The organism is Streptosporangium becharense (genome assembly GCF_014204985.1).
In the GTDB taxonomy this organism is placed as follows: Bacteria; Actinomycetota; Actinomycetes; order Streptosporangiales; family Streptosporangiaceae; genus Streptosporangium; species Streptosporangium becharense.
Window position 1 is genome coordinate 2,471,040 of the sequence record NZ_JACHMP010000001.1, and the last position, 22,446, is coordinate 2,493,485.

At 71.2% G+C, this 22,446-nt stretch carries 21 protein-coding genes; 10 read left to right on the forward strand and 11 right to left on the reverse strand.

The genetic code is table 11. The features are described from left to right. Nucleotides 1-38: 38 nt before the first annotated feature. A complete protein-coding gene (locus F4562_RS10605; protein WP_184539136.1) occupies nucleotides 39-1,352 on the forward strand; it encodes a DivIVA domain-containing protein in 1,314 nt (437 codons plus the stop codon). Between the two features lie 136 nt (nucleotides 1,353-1,488). Continuing rightward, the gene (locus F4562_RS10610; RefSeq protein WP_221206168.1) at nucleotides 1,489-2,871 is read left to right on the forward strand and encodes an AI-2E family transporter; all 1,383 of its coding nucleotides are present in this window, start codon (nucleotides 1,489-1,491) and stop codon (nucleotides 2,869-2,871) included. Here the strand turns inward: F4562_RS10610 and F4562_RS10615 are convergent. The 4 genes from F4562_RS10615 to F4562_RS10630 all read right to left on the reverse strand — a co-directional run bounded on the left by F4562_RS10615 (nucleotide 2,831) and on the right by F4562_RS10630 (nucleotide 6,352). Next, nucleotides 2,831-3,622, reverse strand: a complete 792-nt coding sequence (locus F4562_RS10615) for an alpha/beta fold hydrolase (RefSeq protein ID WP_184539134.1) — start codon at nucleotides 3,620-3,622, stop codon at nucleotides 2,831-2,833. The genes F4562_RS10610 and F4562_RS10615 overlap by 41 nt on opposite strands. A 212-nt stretch (nucleotides 3,623-3,834) precedes the next feature. Next, complete coding sequence (locus F4562_RS10620) at nucleotides 3,835-4,548, reverse strand: alpha/beta hydrolase (RefSeq protein WP_184539132.1); 714 nt, start codon at nucleotides 4,546-4,548, stop codon at nucleotides 3,835-3,837. Nucleotides 4,549-4,556: 8 nt separating this feature from the next. Next, entirely contained in the window at nucleotides 4,557-4,877 is a 321-nt protein-coding gene (locus F4562_RS10625) for an Rv1322 family protein (RefSeq protein ID WP_184539130.1), read from the reverse strand. After that, the gene (locus F4562_RS10630) at nucleotides 4,874-6,352 is read right to left on the reverse strand and encodes a 3-hydroxyacyl-CoA dehydrogenase family protein (RefSeq protein WP_184539128.1); all 1,479 of its coding nucleotides are present in this window, start codon (nucleotides 6,350-6,352) and stop codon (nucleotides 4,874-4,876) included. The genes F4562_RS10625 and F4562_RS10630 overlap by 4 nt, the downstream gene beginning before the upstream one ends. Before the next feature lie 173 nt (nucleotides 6,353-6,525). Between F4562_RS10630 and nucS the strand changes: the two genes are divergently transcribed. After that, nucleotides 6,526-7,188, forward strand: coding sequence for an endonuclease NucS (gene nucS / locus F4562_RS10635; RefSeq protein ID WP_184539126.1), 663 nt, complete (start codon nucleotides 6,526-6,528; stop codon nucleotides 7,186-7,188). A gap of 214 nt (nucleotides 7,189-7,402) precedes the next feature. Here nucS and F4562_RS10640 read toward each other — a convergent pair whose 3' ends face one another. Beyond that, on the reverse strand, nucleotides 7,403-7,906 hold the full coding sequence (locus tag F4562_RS10640) for a hypothetical protein (protein ID WP_184539124.1): 504 nt from the start codon (nucleotides 7,904-7,906) through the stop codon (nucleotides 7,403-7,405). A gap of 220 nt (nucleotides 7,907-8,126) precedes the next feature. On the opposite strand from F4562_RS10640, the gene F4562_RS10645 reads away from it, so the two are divergent. The 7 genes from F4562_RS10645 to F4562_RS10675 all read left to right on the forward strand — a co-directional run bounded on the left by F4562_RS10645 (nucleotide 8,127) and on the right by F4562_RS10675 (nucleotide 14,608). Beyond that, the gene (locus tag F4562_RS10645) at nucleotides 8,127-8,384 is read left to right on the forward strand and encodes a hypothetical protein (RefSeq protein WP_184539122.1); all 258 of its coding nucleotides are present in this window, start codon (nucleotides 8,127-8,129) and stop codon (nucleotides 8,382-8,384) included. A 177-nt stretch (nucleotides 8,385-8,561) separates the two neighbouring features. Further along, on the forward strand, nucleotides 8,562-9,407 hold the full coding sequence (locus tag F4562_RS10650) for an ABC transporter ATP-binding protein (protein WP_184539120.1): 846 nt from the start codon (nucleotides 8,562-8,564) through the stop codon (nucleotides 9,405-9,407). After that, nucleotides 9,404-10,255 (forward strand): ABC transporter permease, encoded by an 852-nt coding sequence (locus F4562_RS10655; protein WP_184539118.1) that lies wholly within the window; start codon nucleotides 9,404-9,406, stop codon nucleotides 10,253-10,255. The genes F4562_RS10650 and F4562_RS10655 overlap by 4 nt, the downstream gene beginning before the upstream one ends. Beyond that, entirely contained in the window at nucleotides 10,213-11,451 is a 1,239-nt protein-coding gene (locus tag F4562_RS36275; protein ID WP_184854774.1) for a sensor histidine kinase, read from the forward strand. Before F4562_RS10655 ends, F4562_RS36275 begins: the two co-directional genes overlap by 43 nt. Nucleotides 11,452-11,453: 2 nt before the next feature. Then, complete coding sequence (locus tag F4562_RS10665) at nucleotides 11,454-12,077, forward strand: response regulator (RefSeq protein ID WP_184539115.1); 624 nt, start codon at nucleotides 11,454-11,456, stop codon at nucleotides 12,075-12,077. Between the two features lie 443 nt (nucleotides 12,078-12,520). Continuing rightward, nucleotides 12,521-13,126: a TetR/AcrR family transcriptional regulator gene (locus tag F4562_RS10670; protein ID WP_184539113.1), complete on the forward strand. Its 606-nt coding sequence runs from the start codon at nucleotides 12,521-12,523 to the stop codon at nucleotides 13,124-13,126. A gap of 480 nt (nucleotides 13,127-13,606) precedes the next feature. Further along, entirely contained in the window at nucleotides 13,607-14,608 is a 1,002-nt protein-coding gene (locus tag F4562_RS10675; RefSeq protein WP_184539111.1) for a polysaccharide deacetylase family protein, read from the forward strand. A gap of 69 nt (nucleotides 14,609-14,677) precedes the next feature. Here the strand turns inward: F4562_RS10675 and F4562_RS10680 are convergent, their stop codons facing one another. From F4562_RS10680 to F4562_RS10705, 6 genes are all read right to left on the reverse strand, one after another. After that, nucleotides 14,678-14,995: an STAS domain-containing protein gene (locus tag F4562_RS10680; RefSeq protein WP_184539110.1), complete on the reverse strand. Its 318-nt coding sequence runs from the start codon at nucleotides 14,993-14,995 to the stop codon at nucleotides 14,678-14,680. A 195-nt stretch (nucleotides 14,996-15,190) separates the two neighbouring features. Next, nucleotides 15,191-15,802, reverse strand: coding sequence for a response regulator transcription factor (locus F4562_RS10685; protein ID WP_221206167.1), 612 nt, complete (start codon nucleotides 15,800-15,802; stop codon nucleotides 15,191-15,193). A gap of 43 nt (nucleotides 15,803-15,845) precedes the next feature. Next, nucleotides 15,846-17,063, reverse strand: a complete 1,218-nt coding sequence (locus tag F4562_RS10690) for a sensor histidine kinase (protein ID WP_184539108.1) — start codon at nucleotides 17,061-17,063, stop codon at nucleotides 15,846-15,848. A gap of 13 nt (nucleotides 17,064-17,076) precedes the next feature. Next, nucleotides 17,077-17,874, reverse strand: a complete 798-nt coding sequence (locus F4562_RS10695) for an ABC transporter permease (RefSeq protein ID WP_184539105.1) — start codon at nucleotides 17,872-17,874, stop codon at nucleotides 17,077-17,079. A gap of 166 nt (nucleotides 17,875-18,040) precedes the next feature. Further along, nucleotides 18,041-19,123: an ABC transporter ATP-binding protein gene (locus F4562_RS10700; RefSeq protein ID WP_184539103.1), complete on the reverse strand. Its 1,083-nt coding sequence runs from the start codon at nucleotides 19,121-19,123 to the stop codon at nucleotides 18,041-18,043. Between the two features lie 95 nt (nucleotides 19,124-19,218). Continuing rightward, nucleotides 19,219-22,383, reverse strand: a complete 3,165-nt coding sequence (locus F4562_RS10705) for a S41 family peptidase (protein WP_184539101.1) — start codon at nucleotides 22,381-22,383, stop codon at nucleotides 19,219-19,221. Between the last annotated feature and the right edge of the window lie 63 nt (nucleotides 22,384-22,446).

The following is a 22,446-nucleotide window of genomic DNA, read 5'->3' on the forward strand; positions in this document are numbered from 1 at the left end:
CCCGTGTAGCCGTCTCGCCAACCCAGGATCGAGCCTCCATGCAGTCCGACATCGACGCCCAGCTCAACAACTTCTTCGAAGACGCCCCCGCTCGGGAATTCGACGTGGTGCTCCGGGGCTACGACCGGCACCAGGTCCACGACTACCTGAAGCAGCTCGACGTCGAGCTGCGCCAGTCACGGGAGCAGATTCAGGCCCTGCAACGTGATCTCGCCGACTCCCATCGGCAGTTGCAGGAGCAGGAACGCCCGACCTACTCCGGTCTCGGCGCGAGGATCGAGCAGTTGCTCCGTCTCGCCGAGGAGCAGGCGACCGAGCTGGTCCAGGCCGCCAGAGCCGAGGCGAACGAGATCAGGGCGACGGCCAAGGTCGAGGCCGCGGACCTGCGCGCCGCGGCGGAGAACGAGGCGGCCGAGAAGCGGGCCCTCGCCACCCGCGAGGCCGACGAGACGCGCACCACCGCCGAGCGTGAGGCCGAGGAGATCCGCTCGACCGCCCGTCGCGAGTCCGAGGAGCTGACCGCCACCACCGAGCGCGAGGTCTCCAAGCTGCGGGCCACCGCCGACCACGAGGTCGCCGAGAAGCGCGCCGACGCCGAGCGTGAGATCGCCAAGCTCCGCACCACCACCGAGCGCGAGGTGGCGCAACTGCGCGCCTCGACCAAGCGCGAGCGCGACGAGGTGCTCACCACCGCCAAGCGCCAGGCCGACGAGATGCGTGCCCAGGCCCAGCGGGTGCTGGAGGAGTCGGAGGCCAAGCGGGCCCAGGACGAGGCGGAGTTCGAGATCCAGCTCGCCGCCCGCCGCGAGGAGGCCGAGCGGCAGGAGGCCGAGCGGCACGCCACCGCCCAGGCGGCCACCCAGAAGCTGGTCGCCGAGGCCGAGCAGCGGGCGGCCACCGCCGAACAGCGGGCCACCAAGGCCACCCAGCAGGCCGAGCAGACCCGCCGCGAGGCCGACACGCACGCCAAGCAGCTGCTGGCCAACGCCCGCAAGAACGCCGACCAGATCGTCTCCGAGGCCAAGACGAGCGCCGAGTCGATCGTCTCCGAGGCCAAGGCGGAGTCCGAGCGGAGCCGTTCGGTCGCCCAGCGCCAGGTCGACGAGCTGACCCGCCAGCGCGACAGCATCACCAGCCACCTCGCGCAGCTGCGCCAGCTGCTCGGTGGTGCCCCGCTCCCGGCCGCCGACCCGGAGCCCGCGATCGCCGCGGCCCCGCCGAAGCCGGCCATCCCCGCCGCCAACGGTGTCGCCGACAAGCCTGCCGTCGCCCCGCCTCCCGCCCCGGCCCCGGCTCCGGCACCCGCCAGGGCCGAGACCCGGGACGACGACGCGGAGTGGTGGCAGGAGTAACGAGCAGCGGACAGACGTCGACTCCGGGGCGTTGACGACGGCGGCTACGAAAGAGCCTGGCGACCGTGACGGTCGCTAGGCTCTTTCGCTGTCCGCCCGTTCCCGGTTCAGCGCCCCGACCGCCAGGAGCAGCACCTTGTCCGACGCGTCCCCGGTCTCCGACGACCCGGAGAATCCGGCCCTCCACTCCCCCGCCGAGCCCGCGGGCACCGCCCGCCGGATCCCGGACGGCCGGCCCGAAGACCCGGCTCCCTCCCCCGACGTCCCGGAACTCCTCGACGAGATCCTGACCACCGCGCGGGCTTCCCGGCAGCCGGGTGGTCCGCCCCGGGAGGCGCAGCGGGCGAGCGGTCCGCCCCGGGAGGCGCAGCGGCCGGGTGACTCGCCGCCGAAGACCCGGGATGCGGACGGTCCGCCTCTGAAGGCCCGGGATGCCGATGGTCCGGCCCGGATGCGGAGAGAGGACGGCGAACCGTACGGGCAACCGGGCAAGCCGCTGGCCAGGAGCCCGTTCATGGTGGGCCTGACCGCCGGGATGGGCCTGCTGACCGCGTGGGCGCTCTCCCAGGCGCTGGTCACCGTGCGAAGTGTGATCGTGCTCATCGTGGTGGCGATGTTCCTCGCCTTCGGACTCAACCCGGCCGTGGAGACGCTGCAACGGCGGCGGGTGCCCCGGCGGGGAGCGATCTCCGTCGTCTTCGGAGGGGTGATCCTCTTCTTCGTGCTCTTCGGCCTGGCGATCGTCCCGCCGGTGAGCCAGGAGGCCGCGTCGTTCGTCAGCGCGGTCCCCGGTTACGTCCAGGAACTGCTCGCCAACCCCACACTCAAACAGCTCGACACCGACTACCAGATCCTGACCAGGATCGGCGACTACATCACCAGCGGCGGGCTGGCCCAGGCCGTGGCCGGCGGTCTGGTGGGCGCGGGTGCGGTGGTGTTCAACGCGTTCTTCTCCGGCGTCACGCTGCTGGTACTGACGCTGTACTTCCTCGGCTCGCTGCCCTCGATCAAGGACTATCTCTTCGCCCTGGTGCCGAACAGCCGCCGGGCGCGCACCCGGGCGCTGGGCGACGAGATCATCAACGGCATCGGCGGCTACGTCGCGGGAAACCTGCTGATCTCCGTGATCGCGGGCGTGGTGACCTGGGTGTTCCTCGCGGTGCTCGACGTCGACTACGCCCTGGCCCTGGCACTGGTGGTGGCGGTCACCGACCTCGTCCCGCTGGTCGGCGCGACCATCGGCGCGGTACTGGTGACCGTGGTGGCCCTGCTCCAGTCGGGCACGCTCGGCATCGCCTGCGGAATCTTCTTCCTGATCTACCAGCAGATCGAGAACTACCTCGTCTACCCGCGCGTGATGAAGCACTCGGTGGACGTCACCCCGGCGGTCACGGTGATCGCGGCGTTGTTCGGCGGCACCCTGCTCGGCATCGTCGGAGCACTGCTGGCCATCCCGGTGGCCGCCGCGCTGGCACTGATCATCCGTGAGGTGGTGATCCCGCGGCAAGCTCGGCTATGAAGCCGGACACCGCCCGGTTGAACGCCTCGGGTTGCTCGACCGCGCTCAGGTGCCCCGCCTTGCCGATCACGGCCAGCCGCCCGTCGGGCACGGCCTCGACCATCGCCTCGGCGACGGCGGGAGGGGTGAGCTCGTCCTCCTCCCCCACGATCACCAGAACGGGCACCTTGAGCCCGCGCAGGGTGTCGAAGGAGTCGGGACGGGCGGCCATGGCACGCTGTGCCCAGGCGACGGCCCCCGGCGGGGCCGACTGGACCAGCCCGCGCACCCGCCCGAACACCATCGCCCGGCGTTGCGCGGTGGTCCGCCCGACGAGTGCGGGAAGTACCTCGTCCACCAGCACGGACGTACCCGAGTCGAGGACGGCGGCGGCGATCCGTTCCCGGTTGGCCCGGGCGGCCTCCGGGTCCGCCTCGGCCTTGGTGTCGGCGAGGATCACCCCGCGCACCCGGTCGGGGTGACGGCGGCACAGGGCCATCGTGACGTAGCCGCCCATGGACAGCCCTCCGACGACCGCGCGGTCGACGCCCTCGCGGTCGAGCAGGCGGACGACGTCGTCGGCCATCACGTCCACGGAAGGCTCGTCGTCGCCGAGCGCCGAACCGCCGAAACCCCGCAGGTCAGGGGTGATGACCTTGCAGACGGCCGAGAGACCCTCGCGCTGGGCCAGCCACATGGCCGACGACAGGGGGAAGGCGTGGAGGAGGACGACCGGAAGTCCCCCGCCCGCCGATCGTGTGTACAGCTGCACGCCGTCCACGGTAATCCCGCTTCCACCGTCCGGCACCCCCGAACCGGCGATCCCGACACCCTGAATCGGCGGCTCCCCGGCACCGTCGGACCACCGGCCCGGCACCCCCGAACCGGCGGCCCGCTCGAGGACCGGGATCCGGGGACCGGGGACCGGGGGCGGGGTGTCCAGGCCGGAGGCCGGGGTCCGGGGGCACTCGGCGGCGCCGAGGTCTACGAGCCGGGGATCTCCGTGGGGAGGGGGTGCGCGGCCGGATTCACCCGGCGGACGATCTCGTTGAGGACGATCCGCACGTACGGCTCCCCCACCCACAGGTGCTTGGCCTCGTCCACCCCGATGACCTCCGCCTGGGGCACCCGGGCGAAGCGCTCACGGGCCTGCTCGGGCCGCAGGTAGTCGTCGAACTCGGGAACCAGCACGGTCAGCGGCCGGCCGAACTCCGCCCACCCGTCCAGGTCGGCGTCGGTGGCCCGGTGCAGCGGCGGGGAGAGCAGCACGGCGCCCTCCACCAGCGGGTCACGGCCCCACTTGAGGGTGAGCTCGGTGCCGAAGGACCAGCCGACCAGCCAGACCCGGGGCAGGTCGTGGAAGTCGGCGTACTCCAGGGCCGCGGCCACATCCAGGCGCTCGTCCTCACCGCCTCCGAAGGCGCCCTCGGAGGTGCCGCGCTCGGAGGTGGTGCCGCGGGTGTTGAAACGCAGCACGGCCAGGTCCGCGAGCGCGGGCAGCCGGTTGGCGGCCTTGCGGTAGACGTGGCTGTCCATCATGCCGCCGTGGGTGGGCAACGGGTGCAGGCAGACCAGCGTGGCCGCCGGCGGCCGGTCCGCGGGGAGGGCCAGTTCGCCGACGAGCGTCAACCCGTCACCGGTGTGTAGCTCGATCGGCTCGCGGCGCGCGGGCAGCACGCTGGAGGCCCTGATCTCCATGTCTCTCCTCAGTATCTGCTTCTGCCGGGACCACGCTTGACCCGGTTGCGCCAGCACGCGGTGTGCCAGTGCCTGCGCTCGTCCTCGCCACCCGGCCAGGCCGGCCAGCTGACCAGGTGCGGCAGCCCGGACCTGATCTCCTGGTCGCAACCCGGGCAACGATAGACCTTGCCCCCCTCGGCGCCGGTGACGGGACGCACCCGCCAGTCGCCGTCGGGCCACTCCTCGACCCGGTCGATCCCCGGCGCGAAGCCGCCGACGGGCCGTGACGAGCCGCGGTTGCCACCCCGGTCGAAAGGAGTCAGCCGACGGGACCTGCGAGGGCTCACGGCAGGTCTCGGAAGCTTCGCACCCCGGCGGCGACGAGCCGCTCCAGCAGCGGCGCCGGCGCGAGGTACGGCTCCCGGTACTCGGCGTACAGAGCGCGCAGGCCGTCGCGGACGGTCTCGAGACCCAGCCGGTCGAGGGTCTCGAACGGCCCGGCCGGGTAGCCGCAGCCGAGCCTCATGGCCGTGTCGATGTCGTCGGCGCAGGCGTAACCGGACTCGTACATGCGCACGGCGTCGTTGAGGTACGGGTACAGCAGCGCGTCGACCACGAACTCGGCCCGGTCCCTGCACGGCACCGGCACCCGCCCGGTGACCCGCACCAGGCCCTCCACCGCCTGCGCGACGCCCGGCGCGGTGAGCACGGTGGAGGCGACCTCGGCCACCCGGTCACCGGCCAGGTGCAGGCCGACCAGGCGCTCCGGGTGCGGCAGGGTGGCGGCGAGCTCGATCACCGGGGTGCTGGACAGCGCGACGACGACCTCGGCGTCCTCCACCGGCACGATCTTGAAGCCCGCCCCGGTGAGCCGGTCGCCGAAGTCGTCGCCGTCCTCGCCCAGGATCGCGACCGTGCCGGCCGACGACTTGCCCGCCGGGGGCCGGGCCGCGTCCCGGCCGTCGTCCGCGGCGGTGTGGAAACCGCCGCCGGTCTTGCGGCCGAGCAGTCCCGCGCTGACCAGCTCGCGCAGGATCGGCGCCGGAGCGTGCCGGCGGTCGCGGCTCTCCTGGAACAGCACGCTCATCACCTCGTAGGAGGTGTCCAGGCCGATCAGGTCGAGCAGGGCGAAGGGACCCATCGGCAGGCCGGCGCCGAGCCGCATCGCGGTGTCGATGCCGTCGCGGGTGGCCAGGCCGCTCTCCAGCAGGACCGCGGCGTGGTTGAGATACGGCAGCAGCAGGCGGTTGACCACGAATCCGGCACGGTCGCCGACGGTCACCGGTGACTTGCCGAGCCGCCGGGCGAGACCGGCCACCTCCTCGGCCAGGCCCTCCTCGGTGAGAAGCGTGTGGATCACCTCGACCAGGCGCATGACCGGGGCGGGGTTGAAGAAGTGCATGCCGACCACCCGCCCGGGGCGGGTGGTGCAGGCCGCGATCGCGGTGACCGAGAGCGAGGAGGTGTTGGTGGCGAGCACCGCCGACGGCTTGCAGACGCGGTCCAGGTCGGTGAAGAGCGCTCGCTTGAACTCCATGACCTCGGGGACGGCCTCGATGACCAGATCCGCGTCGGCGAGGTCCTCCAGCGAGGTGGTGAGGGTCACCCGGCCGAGGATCTCCGCGCTCTCGGCCTCGGTCAGCCTGCCCTTGGCCACGGCGCGGCCGACGGAGCCCTCCAGGTGCCCGCGCCCGCGCGCCAGCGCCTCCGGGCCGGCCTCCACTCCGATGACGCCCAGCCCGGCCCTGGCGAAGGACTCGGCGATCCCGGCACCCATCGTGCCGAGGCCGACCACTCCGACGGTCTCAAAAGTGCTCGTCATGACTCTCCCCACCACACCGCGTCACGGCCGTGAAATCCGGGCCGGCACCGCCTGCTCCGGCACCGGCAACAGTGTCCCAGAGAGGGTCCGACTACCCCAAAAGGCAGCAGAGGCACCGGCGGCCCTGTGCCGATCGGGAGATCGGGGCCGCGGACGGCCGGTAGGGTTCGAGCATGCGTCTGGTCATCGCGCGGTGCAGCGTGGATTACGTCGGAAAGCTCACCGCCCATCTCCCGATGGCGCCCCGCCTCATCCTGATCAAGGCCGACAGCAGCGTGTCGATCCATGCCGACGACCGCGCCTTCAAGCCGCTGAACTGGATGAACCCGCCGTGCAAGCTCCGCGAGGAGGAGGGCACCTGGACGGTGACCCACGGCAAGACCGGCGAGAAGCTCGTCCTCACCATGGAGGAGATCCTCCACGACTCCACGCACGAGCTGGGCGTCGACCCGGGCCTGATCAAGGACGGTGTCGAGGCCCACCTGCAGGAGTTGCTGGCCGAGCACATCACCACGCTGGGTGCGGGCTACACGCTCGTCCGGCGCGAGTACATGACGGCCATCGGCCCGGTCGACATCCTCTGCCGCGACCAGAACGGCGCGGCCGTGGCCGTGGAGATCAAACGGCGCGGTGACATCGACGGGGTCGAGCAGCTCACCCGTTACCTGGAGCTGCTCAACCGCGACCCACTGCTGGCCCCGGTCCGGGGGGTCTTCGCCGCCCAGGAGATCAAGCCGCAGGCCCGCGTGCTCGCCGCCGACCGCGGCATCGGGTGCGTCACCCTCGACTACGACGCCCTGCGCGGCATCGAGCCGGAGAACCCGACCCTGTTCTGACCGCGTTCCCCGCGTTCCCCGCGTTCGTTCTGGCCGCGTTCCTCGTGTTCGCCGGAGACCGTCCCCCCGGCCGGGGCACCGTCCTTCGCCTCGTCCCCTTCCGCGCCTGCTCCGGCACCCGGCTCGACGCCTCACCCGGCGGTGTGCGGGTGAGGCGCTGCGCGCTTTCACCCGCCTCGTCCGCCGGAGCCGACGGCGCCGGGGTCCAGGTCGGTCAGCAGTACTGGTTGGCGGCCCGGTAGCCGCGCTTGTACGCCCTCGACTGCCCTCGGTAGCTGGACCTCTTGCACCGGTGGAACGTCGCCGCGTCGTCCGCGCCCCGGGCCTCTCCCGCCGCCCTCTGCTGGGCTCTCCTGGACTGCTGGGGCTCGGCCGGATTCTGGGGCTGGGCCGGCGCCCTCTCGCCGCACTTGCTCTGTGCCCATCCGGCCGCGTGGCCTATGGAGTAGCCGTGCCCGTAGTCCGGCTGGCCCGAGTCCGGATGACTCCCCGGGCTTTCGGCGATGCAGCGTGCCCCGTCGGCCCTGCCGTCGGAAACGCCCTTCGCGCAGCCGTGCCCCCTGCCGTGGCAGGGGTCCTCCGGTTGCGCCGGCCGGGTCGTCACCCCGGCACCCGCCGGGGACGGGGCGGCTAAGACCTCCGCGGCGAAACCTTGGGGGAGGGCGAGGGAGACGACGAGCGCTGACCTGAGGATGACGGATGAGTGTCTGCCAGACATGATTACCCCCTTCCGGCAGACAGTGAGGGCATTAACCCTGCTTTGAACAGTGGTCATTCATGACCTTACTCGCGAGCATACTCTCTTACTCAAGATATGCAGCCATTTAAGTTATAAAGCACTTCAAATATAACAAAAAGGGATCATCCTCCCATTTATCAATCGGTTGAATGAGTGATTTTCCTGTGGTGGAGCATTTCCCACGAGGATCACCGCGACCGTGGACGACCTCCTGATCGAGTGTGCCGTCAACGGTGGTTCCGCCGCCGTCCGGGTGGGCGTGATCGCTCTCGGTCACGCCACTCGGCGGCGCCGGGTGCGCCGGGCGACTCTCGGCGCCGAGGGCCATATGCGCCTCGCCTACGGCTGTGGACTCGCATGGAGGAATAATTTCGAGCTGTTCGATCTGTTCATTCTGGGGATTTCGGCTGCCGTCCTGGCTCACCCGGTGCGTTTCCGCTCCTGGTTCGACCGGTAGCGGTCGCCCCGCGGTTTCCGTACCGGCCGGTGTGCCGGATGACGACGATCCCGGCCTCCTCCGCCCCAGTGCCGGCCGGCATGCGCCGGCGACCCGAGCAGTGTCCTCCGAACGGTGGACCCCCGGTTCCATCGAACGTCGGTACCGCGAAAACCCCCCGGGCACGACGCTTGAAACGTGACGACAGCAGTGAGAGTGAGGGGCCTGACGAAGCGCTACGGCGACGTCCAGGCCGTCAAGGGGATCGACCTCGACATCCGTGAGGGCGAGATCTTCGCGATCCTCGGCCCGAACGGGGCGGGTAAGTCGACGACCGTGGAGATCCTGGAGGGATACCGCACCCGAGACGCCGGTGAGGTCAGCGTCCTCGGCGTCGACCCCGCCAAGGCCACCCGGGGGTGGCGCTCCCGGATCGGCATCGTGCTCCAGACCGCCGAGGACGCCTCCGAGGTGACCGTGCGCGAGCTCGTGCACCACTTCGCGGGTTACTACCCCCATGCGAAAGACCCGGACGAGGTGATCGCCAAGGTCGGCCTGATGGAAAAGGCGGGCAAGCGCGTCCGGCAGCTCTCCGGCGGCCAGCGGCGCCGGGTCGACGTCGCGCTGGGCGTGATCGGCGATCCGGAGCTGCTCTTCCTCGACGAGCCGACCACCGGGTTCGACCCGGAGGCCCGCAGGCAGTTCTGGGAGCTGATCGAGAGCCTGGCCCACGACGGCACGACGATCGTGCTGACCACCCACTATCTGGACGAGGCCGAGGCACTGGCCGATCGGGTGGCCGTGGTCGCCGGGGGGCGGGTGGTGGCCGAGGGCGAGCCCGGCACCCTCGGCGGCCGGGCCACCGCCAAGGCCACGGTGAGCTGGTCCGAGGGGGGCGAGCAGCGTTCCCTGGAGACCGGCACGCCGACCGAGACCGTTCTGGAGCTGACCGGCCGCTTCGACGGCGAGGTGCCCGAGCTGACCGTGACCCGCCCCTCCCTGGAAGACATCTACCTCCGCCTCATCGAGACAGGTGCCCGATGACCCAGACCCAGACCGCCGCGGCCGAGATCCCGACCGCCCCTCGCGCCGCGGCGCAGCCCTCCGTCGTCCGGTTGGGGCTGTCGCGTGCGGCCATCGAGATCAGGATGTTCTTCCGCGAGAAGGACGCGGTCATCTTCACCTTCGCCTTCCCGATCATCCTGCTTGTGATCTTCGGCTCGATCTTCGCGGACGAGTTGGAGGGGACGGGGATCAGCGTCTCCCAGCTCTACGTGGCCGGGTTGATCGGCTCCGCCACGATGACCGGCTTCCAGAGCCTCGGGATCAACATCGCCGGGGAACGCGACGACGGCACCCTCAAGCGGCTGCGGGGCACCCCGCTGCCTCCCGCCTCCTACTTCGTGGGCAAGGCCCTCGTCACCCTCCTCGTCTCCTTCCTCCAGGTCGTCATCCTGCTGGCCATCGGGGTCGCGATGTTCGAGCTGGAGCTGCCGTCGGAGGCGTCCCGATGGGCCACCTTCGCCTGGGTGTTCACACTCGGTGTGCTCGGCTCGGCGTTGCTCGGCATCGCGATCAGCAGCCTGCCCCGGACACATAAGAGCGCCACCCCAGTGATCGCGATGCCGTTCGTGGTGCTGCAGTTCATCTCCGGAGTGTTCATCCCCGCCGCCAGCCTGCCGTCCTGGCTGGTGAACGCCTCCGCCGTGTTCCCGCTCAAGTGGATGTGCCAGGGCTTCCGCTCGGTCTTCCTCGGGGATTCCGGTGCCGCCCTGGAGCTCACGAAATCCTACGAACTGGACCGGGTCGCCCTGGTGCTGGGAGCCTGGGTCGTCGGAGGACTGGTGCTGTGCCTGATGACGTTCCGCTGGAAGAGCCGCCGCGACGGATGACGACGCGCTCGCATGTGCCCGGCCCGTTGATCGACGGGGCCGGGCCGAACGCCTGGCAGTCACTGCACGTCTGGGAGGTGCTGCTGACTGCCACCACGCTCGTCCCCGCCGCTTTCATGCTGGTCTCCGACATGCCGGCGCGCGACAAGACGGTCGTGGTGGGTTGCCTCATCGGGATCCTGCCCCTCTACTTCCTGCTCGGTAGACCGGCGATCCTCTCCGACGACCGGCGGCGCGGAACGGTCTACATCGTCCTGATGGTCGCCTTGTTCGCTCCTGCCGGGCTCCTCGCGCCGCAGACGACGTACGCCCTGTTCGGGCTCTGCCCGCAGTGCTTCATGGTCTTCCCGGCCAGGCGGGCGATGATCGCGGTGATCGCGTTGAATCTCCCGCCGGCGATCCGCTACACGGTCCTGTCCGACGAACCGCAGCCGTTCAACTTCCTGATGGTGATCACCGTCATCATCTTCTTCTCCGCCGTCTTCGGGGGCTGGATAGAACGGATCACCACACAGAGCGAGGAGCGGGCGGTCCTCATCCGGGAGCTGGAGAGGAGCCGGGCCGAGGTGGCCCGCCTCTCAGCCGAGCGCGGGGCCCAGGCCGAGCGCGAGCGGCTCGCCGGAGAGATCCACGACACCCTGGCCCAGGGCTTCACCAGCATCATCATGCTGCTTCAGGCCGCGGAGGCCCAGGCCGACCCGTCCCGTCACCTGACGCTGGCCGTGCGAACCGCGCGGGAGAATCTGGCCGAGGCCCGCCTGCTGGTGACCACGCTGAGCCCGGCACCGCTGGACGGCTCGACCCTCGACGAGGCGCTCGAACGGCTGACGAACCGGCTCGGCGAGGAGACGGGGCTGGCCGCCCGTTTCGAGGTCTCCGGCGGCTCCCGGCCGTTGAGCCCGCCCGTCGAGGTGGTGCTCGTCCGCGCGGCCCAGGAAGGCCTGGCCAACGTGCGCAAGCACGCGGCGGCGGGCACCGTCATCGTGTCGATCGCCTACCGGGACGGCTCGGTGCGACTGGAGGTCCGCGACGACGGGTGCGGCTTCGACCCGTCCGGCGCCCGGGGTTACGGTCTTCGGGGCATGCGAGCCCGTGTGGAGCAGGTGGGCGGAACCCTCGCCGTGACCGGCTCCCCGGGTGGAGGCACCTCACTGGAGGTCGTCATCCCCACCGAGCCCACGGACCAGGGAGTGTGAACGTGCTACGTGTGATGATCGTCGATGACCACCCGGTGGTCCGTGAAGGACTGCGCGGAATGCTGGAGGCCGACCCCGGGATCACCGTCGTGGGCGAGGCGGCCTCGGGAGACGAGGCCGTCGTACGGGCCGGTGACCTGACTCCGGACGTGATCCTCATGGACCTGCGCATGCCCGGCGGCGACGGGGTGAGCGCCGTCTCCCGTATCCTCGTGAACCGGCCCGGAAGCCGGGTGATCGTGCTGACCACCTACGAGACCGACGCCGACATCGTGCGGGCGGTCGAAGCGGGCGCCGCGGGTTACCTGTTGAAGGACACCTCCAGAGCCGACCTGCTGGCCGCGATCGTCTCCGCGGCGCGCGGGGAGACCGTGCTGTCGCCCTCGGTGGCGACCAGGCTGGTCACCCGGATGCGGGCCCCGGCGGCCGAGTCACTGTCGCCGCGCGAGAGCGAGGTGCTCTCCCTGGTGGCCAGAGGGCTGACCAACTCCGAGATCGGTCGTGCCCTCTTCATCAGTGAGACCACGGTCAAAACCCACCTGCTGCGTGTCTTCGGCAAGCTCGGTGTCTCCGACCGTACGGCCGCCGTCACCACCGCCCTCGACCGTGGCCTGCTCACCCGGTAGGCGCCGGCTGTGCCGTCGGACGTCCCGGCCTCCACGGAATCTCGACCCCCCGCAGGACTCTGACTTTCCAGGCCCCGGTCTCCGCAGGGCCCCGGTGTCCGCCGAGGCCCGCCTCCGCAAGACCCCGGTGTCCGCAGGGCCCCGGTGTCCGCCCCGGTGTCCGCCGAGGCCCGCCTCCGCAAGACCCCGGTGTCCGCAGGGCCCGCCTCCGCAGGGCCCCGGTCTCTGCGAAGCCACTCCCTTCGCGGATCCGGACCGATAGGAGCTTGACCGGCCAGTCAGGATTGTGACCTCCTTGCATGGGAGACGCAAGCGGCGACATCTTGACTCTTCCACAAAAAGGATCTTGCACCCATAATGGTGGATTCCGGGGGCCAGGATCATGAGGTGGAAGTGATAAAGCGAGGACTTGTCAAATCTGAACCGCTCATCGGGGGCTTGACATGAGCGGCCGGTCGTACCGGGGAATGTCCGCGGAGGAGCGGCTGGCGGAACGCCGGGAACGCCTGCTCTCCGCGGCGTACACCCTCTACTCCGACCCCGGCTTCCCGGACACCACGATTGAGAGACTGTGCGCCTCGGCCCGCATCTCCAACCGTGCGTTCTACGAGTGCTTCTCCGGGCGGGACGAGCTGATGCAGGCGGTGTACGACCGTTGCGTGCAGGAGACGCTCCAGTCGGTGTCCAAGTCGATCGAGCAGGCTCCCGACACACTGATCGACCGGATCAGAGCGGGGATCACCGGATACGTCACCTTCGTCACCGAGGATCGGCGACGCGCACGGATCATGCACCTGGAGGTGCGCCGGGCGGGAGACTGCCTGATCACCTCACGGCAGCGAGCCGTGACGGCTTTCACGCGCATGATCGAGTCGAATATCACCGACCTTCCGGATGCCGTCAAGGCCAACCGGCATCTGCTCGCGCTGAGCATGATCGGAGCGCTCCAGGAGCTGCTGATCGAGTGGGTGGTGGCCGACGAGGCACCTGCGATCGACCATCTGATCAGTACTGCCACGCATGTCTTCTACCGATCTTTCGTAACATGACCGTTCCTTGAGGTGATCCACCGAGGCTGTGGTCACACAGCGTGATTTCCTGACCCCATGACACGCGGGATGCCGACGGCGGCTTTGGGAATCTCGGCGCTGGGGATCTCGGTGGCGCTGGGCGTCACGGCCTGCACCGGGGCGAGGGAGCTCCGGGACACCGGGCGGGAAACGACCCGGGAGGCGGCCCGGGACGCCGAACGGAAGGCGGGCGAGGACGCCGGGTGGGAGAGCAGCGGTAAGACGGGCGGGGAACCCGGTCCGGAGGCATCAGGCCGGCCGGGCGGACACAGGGCGGACCCGGAGACCGGCACAGGCGCGGGGACAGAGACGGCCCCGGGGACTGCCTCAGAGACCGGCACAGAGACCGGCACGAGAGCTGCCCCCAAGACCGGCACAGGGGCCGGCGCGGTGATCGGGCGGCCGCCGGGCGGGGCCCCCTGGTGTCCGGAGCTGCGGGGCGGCGTGATCCCGGCCGCCTTGCGCGGACAGCTCGCCGCACCGGGCTCCGGGCGGTGCCGGCTGTACCCCGGCGAGCGGCCCCCGCAGTTCGTGGTGATCTCCTTCGACGGCGCGGGGGTGGACAGCCAGGGTTGGTTCCCCATCTTCCGGCAGGCGGCCCGGCGCAGCGGTGCCAGACTCACGTTCTTCCTGTCGGGGGTCTACCTGCTGCCCGAGGACCGCCGCCGGCTCTACCTCCCGCCCCGCCACCCGCCGGGCAGCTCCCGGATCGGTTTCCAGCGCCGTTCCCGGATCGCCGCGCAGGCCGCGCAACTGGGTGCCGCCTGGCGGGAAGGGCACGAGATCGGCAGCCACTTCAACGGCCACTTCTGCGGCGCCCGGGGAGTACGCACGTGGACGGCCCGCGACTGGCGGCAGGAACTGGAGCAGTTCTACGGCATGGTGGAACGCTGGCGGGAGAACGCCTCACTCACCCACCTGCCCGACCTGCCGTTCCGGGTCCGGGAAACGGTGATCGGCGGGCGTACGCCCTGTCTCGAAGGTGACCGTGACGAGATGTTCCGGGCTTTCTCCGACCATGGCTGGCGTTACGACGCCAGCGGGTCCGGCCGGGTGGCATGGCCCGAGAAACGGGCGGGGTTGTGGCAGTTCCCGCTACCGATCCTGAGCGTCCCCGGCACCGACCGCCGGGTGCTCGGCACCGACTACGGCTTCTTCACCCTGCACAGCGGTGCGAAGACCCGCCGACCGCACATGTGGCCGCACTGGAAGCGGCAGACCGTCTCGGCCTACGTGGCCGCCGTGCAGGAGTCGCTGACCGGCGATCGGGCTCCGGTGTTCGTCGGCAACCACTTCGAGAGCTGGAACGGTGGCATCTACATGCGCGCGCTGATCAGCCTGATGGACGAGGTCTGCACCCGGGCCCAGGTGCGCTGCGTGTCGTTCGAGCAGCTCTCCGACTGGCTCGACGCCCAGGCGCCGGGCACCGTGGAGCGGTTGCGCGGCCGCGCCGAAGGCTGAGACCCCCGATACAGGAGGGGACGAGCCCGGCACCGCGACCGCCCCGCGTACGGCCGGCGGTGAACCGGATCAGGCCACCGCGGCCATGGGCAGTTCGACGGTGAGGATCCGGTTGAGCCGGGTCACCGCCAGCACCCGCATGATCCTTGGCGGCACCCCCCGGAGAATGAGGCGGCGTCCCGCACCCACGGCGCGGCGATGCGTGCCCACCAGCACCCCGAGACCGGTGGCGTCGATCATTTCCAGCCCGGAGAGATCCACGATGAGATCGTCACGTCCGGAGTCGACTGCCTCGTGCAGCCGCGGGCGCACTCCGGCCACGGTACCCGCGTCGAGACGGTTCCCGACGTCGACGACCTGAGCCTTGGGGTTACCAGGGACGCGCATGCCTCCTCCTCACGCCCGGCCGCGCGCCGAGGCACGGCCGGGCCCAACGGCGGTGCGTCACCACAGCCAGTCGGTCACGCACCGCATTCTTACGGTGCCACAGCGCGAAAGGGGACGTGGCCTTCCCCCGCCCCCGAATTCACACTTCTTACGACCATGGGAGTCTCTTGCCCGTATCAAAGGAGAAAATGCCGTTTAGAGCCAACCTTTTTCCTGAGCCGCCCGAATCGCGGTGATCCGGTTGGTGGCGCCCAGCTTGGCGATGGCGCTGGACAGGTAGTTGCGTACGGTGCCTTCGGTCAGATGGAGCGAGGCGGCGATCTCCGCCACCGGTGCGCCTTGTGCGGCAAGCCGCAGGGCGTCGCGCTCACGCTCGGTCAGCGGGTTCTCCCCCGCCATCATCGCCGAGGCGGCCATCTCCGGGTCGAGGTAACGCCCGCCGGAGTGGACCCGGCGGATCGCCGCCGCCAGTTCCGCGGCGGAGGCGTCCTTGGGGACGAAACCCCGTACCCCCGCGGACAGGGCCCGCCGCAGATAGCCGGGGCGCCCGAAGCTGGTGAGCATCAGCACCGCCTGGCCGGGCAGCCTCTCGGCGACGCTCAGCCCGTCCATTCCCGGCATCTCGATGTCGAGCACGATCACGTCCGGCCGGTGCTCCCGCACGGCATCGGCCACCAGGTCGCCCCTGGCCACCTGCGCCACCACCTCGATGTCCGGCTCCAGGCCGAGCAGGGTCGCGACGGCTTCCCGGATGAGATGCTCGTCGTCGGCCAGCAGCACCCGGACCACCGAACCCGCCGTACTCATCGCACCTCCTCCAGCAGCACCCGGACCACCGAACCCGCCGCACTCATCGCTCTCCCCCCAGCGGGATCACGGCCCGCAATGTGAACTCCCCCGCGTTCGCGGGGCCCGCCGTCAGGGTGCCCCCGGTGGCGGTCACCCGCTCCGACAGGCCGACGAGACCGGTACCGCGCCCGTCCGCCGCACCCGCCCCGTCGTTGGTCATCTCCACCGCGGCGATCCCGTCGTGAAGCGTGATCGCGATACGGCACCGGGTGGCCGAGCTGTGCCGCAGCACGTTGGTGGTGCCCTCCCGGACGACCCAGGCAAGCAGGGTCGCCGGTTCCTCGGGGAGTGGCTCGCGCGGGATGTGGAGCGTGCAGCGGATGTCGGCCGCCTCCAGCACCGCCGTCATGCTGTTCAGTTCGGCGACGAGGTCGACCGTCCGGTAGCCGCGCACCGCCGCGCGGATCTCCTTGAGCGCCTGCCGCGCCAGGCCGCGCACCTGGTCCATCTCCGCCGCCGCCCGCCCGGCGTCCATCGCCGACAGCTTGACGGCCACCTCGCTCTTGACGGCGATCGTGGAGAGGCTGTGCCCGACCAGGTCGTGCAGGTCGCGGGAGAAGCGGAGCCGCTCCTCGGTAACGGCCAGCCGGGCCTGCGCCTCCTTGCCCTCCTCCGCGCTCCTGAGGACCTCCCAGAACCAGAGCTGGAACCGGTTCGCCCATGGGATGAGCCAGGTCAGCATGAGGTAGGTGACCAGCCGGGCGTCGATCGCGGACGACGGAAGGAGCGTGGTGGCGGTGCTCGCCCCCTCCGCGGGGAGGAGCATGCCGACGGCGACCGAGACGAGACAGACGGCGACCGTACCGGACCTGCTCAGCAGGAGGGCGGCGCCCGCCGCCCAGGCCGGGGCGAGCATCCCCCACGACCACAGGTGGCCGCCCTGGGTCAGCAGCAGGACCACCACGACCGCGGCGGAGGCGAGGAGGTCGGCCGTCGCGGGCACCCCGGCCACGGCGGCCCTGACCATCCTGAGGTACAGCACGCTGAAGGCCACCACACCCGGCACCCCCACCGCCGGCAGGAGCGGCCCGGCCCGCCAGCCGTTCTCCGCGAGGTCGGCGACGGGGCCGAACCAGGCGAAGAAGATGCCCATGCAGAGCGAGAGGACCGTCATCCGGCGGACCCGCTGGAACTGGGAACGCCGCTTCCGCCGGGGAAGCCGCGAAGGGACGAGGCCCATCAGGCGCTTCGCCCCCGCGCGGGAGTATTCAACAGACATGTCGTGACAGACGTTAGCCGCGCCGGGGCTCCCAGCGGAACAGCCACCTGGCCAGCACCGCCGCCACCGCGATCCAGGCCACCAGGATTCCCAGCGAGGGCAGCACCTCCACCCACTGCGCGGCGGTGCCCAGCGCCTCGCCGTTCCCCGAGACGTGGTCGCCGCCGAGGAAGGCCGTACGCATGATCTCCACGATCGGGGTCACCGGGAGCAGCCCGGAGATCGTGCCCAGCGCTCCGGGAAGCGCCTCGGCGGGGAAGGCGATCGGCGCTCCCAGCAGCATGACCAGCAGCAGCGGGAGCACGGTGACCTGGGCGAGTTCGGCGTTCGGCGTGACGCCGGAGAACGCCGCGGCGAGCAGGCAGAACAGCGCGACGCCGAGGACGGCTGCGACCACCAGCAGCGGCACGTTGACCGGGACGATCCCGTGGGACCGGTTGGCCCAGACGGCGATGATCGCCACCTGGCCGAGGTAGAGCGCGAGCGCACCCAGGGCACTGCCACCGAGGACCGCCGCCGCGGACGGCTGCCCCCCGCGCAGCCGCTTGAGCACCAGTTCCTCGCGTCGGGCGGTGAAGGAGTTCACCAGGTTGACGAAGACCGCGAACCCCAGCATCATCCCGGGTGCCCCGGTCAGCGCGAAGAGGCTCCCGTCCACGCCGGAGACCTGTTGTCCGGCGGCGGCGTTGGTGAACATCCACGCCATCAGCAGCGGCAGCAGCAGCACGTTGACCATCACCGTGGTGTTGCGTCCCATCAACGTCAGATCGAGCCTGGCCAGCCGCACCGCGTGCAGGACGTCGGTTCTCATGATCGCTCACCACTCCTCGCCGGTCCTGCGACCGCGTCCCGGGCACGGCCACAACGGGCCGCGCCGCTCCTCCGGGCGGCGCCGCACCGGCCCGCACCCCCCACACCACCCGCCGAACCGACGGCACACCGGCCCGCACCGCCCACCGAACCGGTGTCGTGCCGCCTCATCGCACCTCTCCGAACGTCCCGCCGAGTGCCTCTCCGACCACGCGCATGAAGACGTCCTCCAGGGTGCCCCGGCGCACGGTCAGCCGGCCCAGGGTCTCACCCCGTTCGTCGGCCCAGTCCAGCAGCAGCCGGGTCGCGGCGTGCGCGCGGCTCTCGGCCCGCTCGCCGGTCAGGGTGTAGACGACCTCCGTGTCGCTGCCGTAGGTCAGCAGGGGGGCGGCCCCGTCCAGCGTGGGCAGGTCTCCGAAGGACCAGGAGACCCCGGGCAGCCGGAAGGAGAGCCGGTCGCCCGACCCGGCGACCACCTCCTCGACCGTGCCGTGGACGTGGATGCGGCCCTCGTGCATGATGGCCAGCCTGGTGGCCAGGCGTTCGGCCTCCTCCAGGTAGTGCGTGGTGAGCAGCACGGTGCTGCCCCCGGCCCGCAGGTCCTCGATCACCTTCCAGGTGGCGTGCCGCGCCTCGGGGTCCATCCCGGTGGTCGGCTCGTCCAGGAAGAGCACCTCCGGGCGGGAGAGCACCGCGAGTGCGAGGTCGAGCCTGCGCTTCTGGCCGCCGGAGAGCTGCCGGATGCGGGTCCGCGTCCTCTTCTCCAGCCCGACCAGTTCCAGCGCGCCCATGACGTGCCGGTCCACGCCCTTGACCGTGCCGAAGAGGGCCGATCCCCGGGGCGGTTGGGCGGTGCCGCTGAGGGTGACCGGGCGGCCGGCGTCCTCGCTCAGTCCCTTCCAGAGGGCGACGGTCTCGGCCACCGTGAGGTCGCCGATGAAACCGCCCTCCTGGAGCATGATCCCCACGCGGGGCCGCAGCTCGCGCCGCTGCCGGATCGGGTCGAGCCCGAGCACCCGGACGGTGCCGCCGGTCGCGGCCCGGAAACCCTCCAGGACCTCCATGGTGGTGGTCTTGCCGGCGCCGTTCGTACCGAGCAGGGCGAACAGCTCGCCCCGCGGAACGTCGAAGGAGACACCGCGTACGGCCTCGAAGTCGCCGTACACCTGCCGGAGACCGCCGACCTCGATCACATTGTCGAGGCCGGCGGTCGCCGTACCGGACGTGTCCGCTGACTGAGGTGTTCTCATGGCGACAATCTTTGTGTTGCCGCGTTTTACCAGGTAGTCGCTGATATCACCGGAAAAATAGCGAACTGTCAGTAATGACGGATGACAAATGTCACCTACGGCCGGGGCGGAAGGACCGGACGGCGCCGGGAGGGCCGGGTGGACCGGTCGGGCGGGGTCGCCGCCGGACGCTCCTGGAGCGCGGCGAGGACGAGCCGCACCGCCTCCTCGATCTGCGGGTCACGGTCGGCGGCCCAGTCGTCCGGGGAGATGTCGACCTCGACGTCCGGGTCGACACCGTAGTTCTCCACCCCCCAGCCGAGACCCTCGAACCAGAAGGAGTACTTGGGCACGGTGATGGACGTCCCGTCGGCCAGCCGGTGATCGTCCTCGATGCCGATGACCCCGCCCCACGTGCGGGTGCCCACCACGGGCCCCAGTTTGTGGATTTTGAAGGCCGCGGTGACGATGTCGCCGTCGGACCCGGCGTTCTGGTCGGCGATCGCGACCAGCGGCCCGCGCGGCGCGTCCTCGGGATAGGTGATCGGCGCCATGCCCCGGGGCAGGTCCCAGGCGATGACCCGGCGGATCAGCCGCTCGATGACCAGCTCGGAGGTGTGCCCGCCGCGGTTGCCCCGCACGTCCACCACGAGCCCCTCGAAGGTCATCTCCCTGCGCAGGTCGCGGTGGAACTGTGCCCAGCCCTCGGCGACCATGTCCGGGATGTGCAGGTAGCCGAGCCGGCCGCCGCTGAGTTCCCTGACCTGTGCCCGGCGACCGGCCACCCAGTCCTGGTAGCGCAGGCGCCGGTCGTCGCCGAGCGGCGTGACGACCACCCGGCGTCCGCCGTCCAGGGTCAGCTCGACCGGCTTGTCCGCGGCGCCCACCAGCAGCCGCGCGGGCCCCTCCGGGGGCACCGGGCGGCCGTCGACCGCGAGCAGCGCCTCACCGGGCCGGACCCCCGCCCCGGGCGCGGCCAGCGGCGAGCGGGCGTGCACGTCGGAGGTCTCCGCGGGCAGCACCCGGTCCACCAGCCAGCGGCCGTCGGCGTTCCTGGACAGGTCGGCGCCGAGCAGGCCGACCGGGGCGGAGTCGGGGTGTCCCCCCGGAGCGGGTATGACGTAGGCGTGCGAGCTGCCCAGCTCCCCCACGACCTCCCAGAGCAGATCGGCGAAGTCGTCGGCGGTGGCGACCCGGTCCACCAGCGGCCGGTACTCCTCCAGCACCCCGTCCCAGTCGACGTCCGCCATGTCCTCCACCCAGAAGTCGCCGCGCACGCGCCGGCCCAGCTGGGCGTAGGCGAGCCGCCGGAGCTCCCGGGGGTCGGCGGTGACCCGGACCCGGGACAGGTCGACGGTCGTGTCGTCACCGTTCTTGCCGCCCGCCTTGCCGGTCGCCGGGCGGACCGACAGCGTGCCCTTGTCGCTGACGACGAGCTGCGTGCCGTCTCCGCTCACCCGGTACCAGTCGAGCTTGTCGACGACCTCCTCCCACTTGCGCTTGACCAGGTCGTAGCGGTCCAGCGCGGGCCGGGGCGCCTCACCGCCCACCTGGTCCCGGTCTTCGCCGAGTTCACCGGCCAGCGGCTCGCGCAGCCAGACGAAGCCGCCCTTGACCGCCCGCAGGTCCGAGTAGCGGCCCTCGGGCACCGGAACCTGCACGACCCGGGCGGCGATGCCGTCCAGGTCGACGACGAGCGCGGCGTCCCGCTGCTCGTCGTCGTCATCGCCCCCGCTCCCGCCCTCGACGGCCCGGCCCTCGGCGCTGGGTGCGAACGGGGACGGTGTGGCCGCGGCCAGCGGCACCAGGTAGGGGCGGTAGCCGAGCGGGAAGGACATGTCGAAGGAGTGCGCGTCGTAGACCGGGTCGAAGCCGCGGCGCGACAGGAACGCCAGGTAGTCGCCCGCGAACGCGGGTGAGATGTCCATGAACCGGCCGTCGGTGACGTCGGTCACCGACCGGTCCGCCAGCCTGGCCAGCCGGATCCGGCGCAGCTGCACACCGTCCGGGTGCGACCAGGCCAACCAGGCCGAGTCGCGCGACCAGGCCGGGTCGGTGATCTGGCCCTCGGCCCGGGCCAGTTCGGTGACCTCCCCGGAGGCCACGTCCACCAGGAGCAGCCGCCCGTCCCTGGCCGTCACCGCGATCGTGTTCCCGTCCGGCGCCACGGCGAGGTCCTCGACCTCGCCCAGCCGGCCGGCCGCGATCCTGCGTGGCTCACCGCCCCCGGCCGGGCAGATCTCCAGCCCCTGCTCCCGGCCGTCGTCGAAGACCCACACCACCCGGTCGGCGCCGAGCGTGCGCGGCAGGCCCGCCGACAGGCCGGTGCTGAGCTGGCGCGCCGGGCCGTCCCGGTGGGTCACCCAATGCACCGTGCCCTGGACCTCCATCGCGCTGGCCCGGCCGGTGGCGTCCACCGCCAGGTCGTGCAGCCGCCGGGCGGCGTTGACCTGGTACGGCTGCCGCCCGCGGACCGGGGAGCCGAGGGTGACGTCGAGCTTGCGGGCCTCGGCGTCCAGGCCGTCGAGGAGGTAGAGGTCACCGGCGTTCTGGTAGACGATCCTGGTCCCGTCGGTGGTGGCGTGCCGGGCGTAGAAGACGTCGTGGTCGGTGTGCCGGCGCAGGCCGGTGCCGTCCAGCTCGCAGGAGTAGAGGTTGCCCACGCCCTCGTGGTCGGAGAGGAAGACGAGGCGTCCGCCGACGAGCATCGGGCCGGCGAGGTGACCGCCCAGGTCCGCCAGCAGCCGGGTGAAGTCACCGCCGTCCCGCCGGACCCACATGCGTCCGGCCGTGCCGCCCCGGTAGCGCTTCCAGACGGCGGGGTCGCGGGAGAGCCCGGCGGTCAGCAGCGCCAGCGCCTCCCCGGTGACCGACAGGTCCGTGACGGGCCCGTACGGCAGCCGCTCGGCGAGTCCTCCACTCAGCTCGTAGGCCCAGGTGTGCGAGGCGAACGGGCGGCCGGTTGCACTGACCGCGAGCACCTTGCCGTCCGGCGTCCAGCCGCGTGTGCGGGTCCGGGCGTCTCCCCAGTAGGTCAGCCGCTCGGCCGAGCCCGACTCCAGGTCGGCCAGGTAGACCTCGGGTGCGCCGTCGCGGACGCCGGTCCAGGCGACCTTCGTACCGTCGGGTGACAGGCGGGGGTGACTCGCGGGAGCGCGGTCCGCGGACAGGCGCCAGGCACGGCCGCCATCCACCGGGGCGACCCAGACATCGTCATCTGCGACGAATGTCAATGTCTCGCGGGAAATGTGGGGGAAACGCAGGTAGAAACCAGAAGCCATCGGTAAAGCATATTGTCTGCCATCGGATCGATCTCAAGCGTTTTCGAGGTCGATACGCTGGGG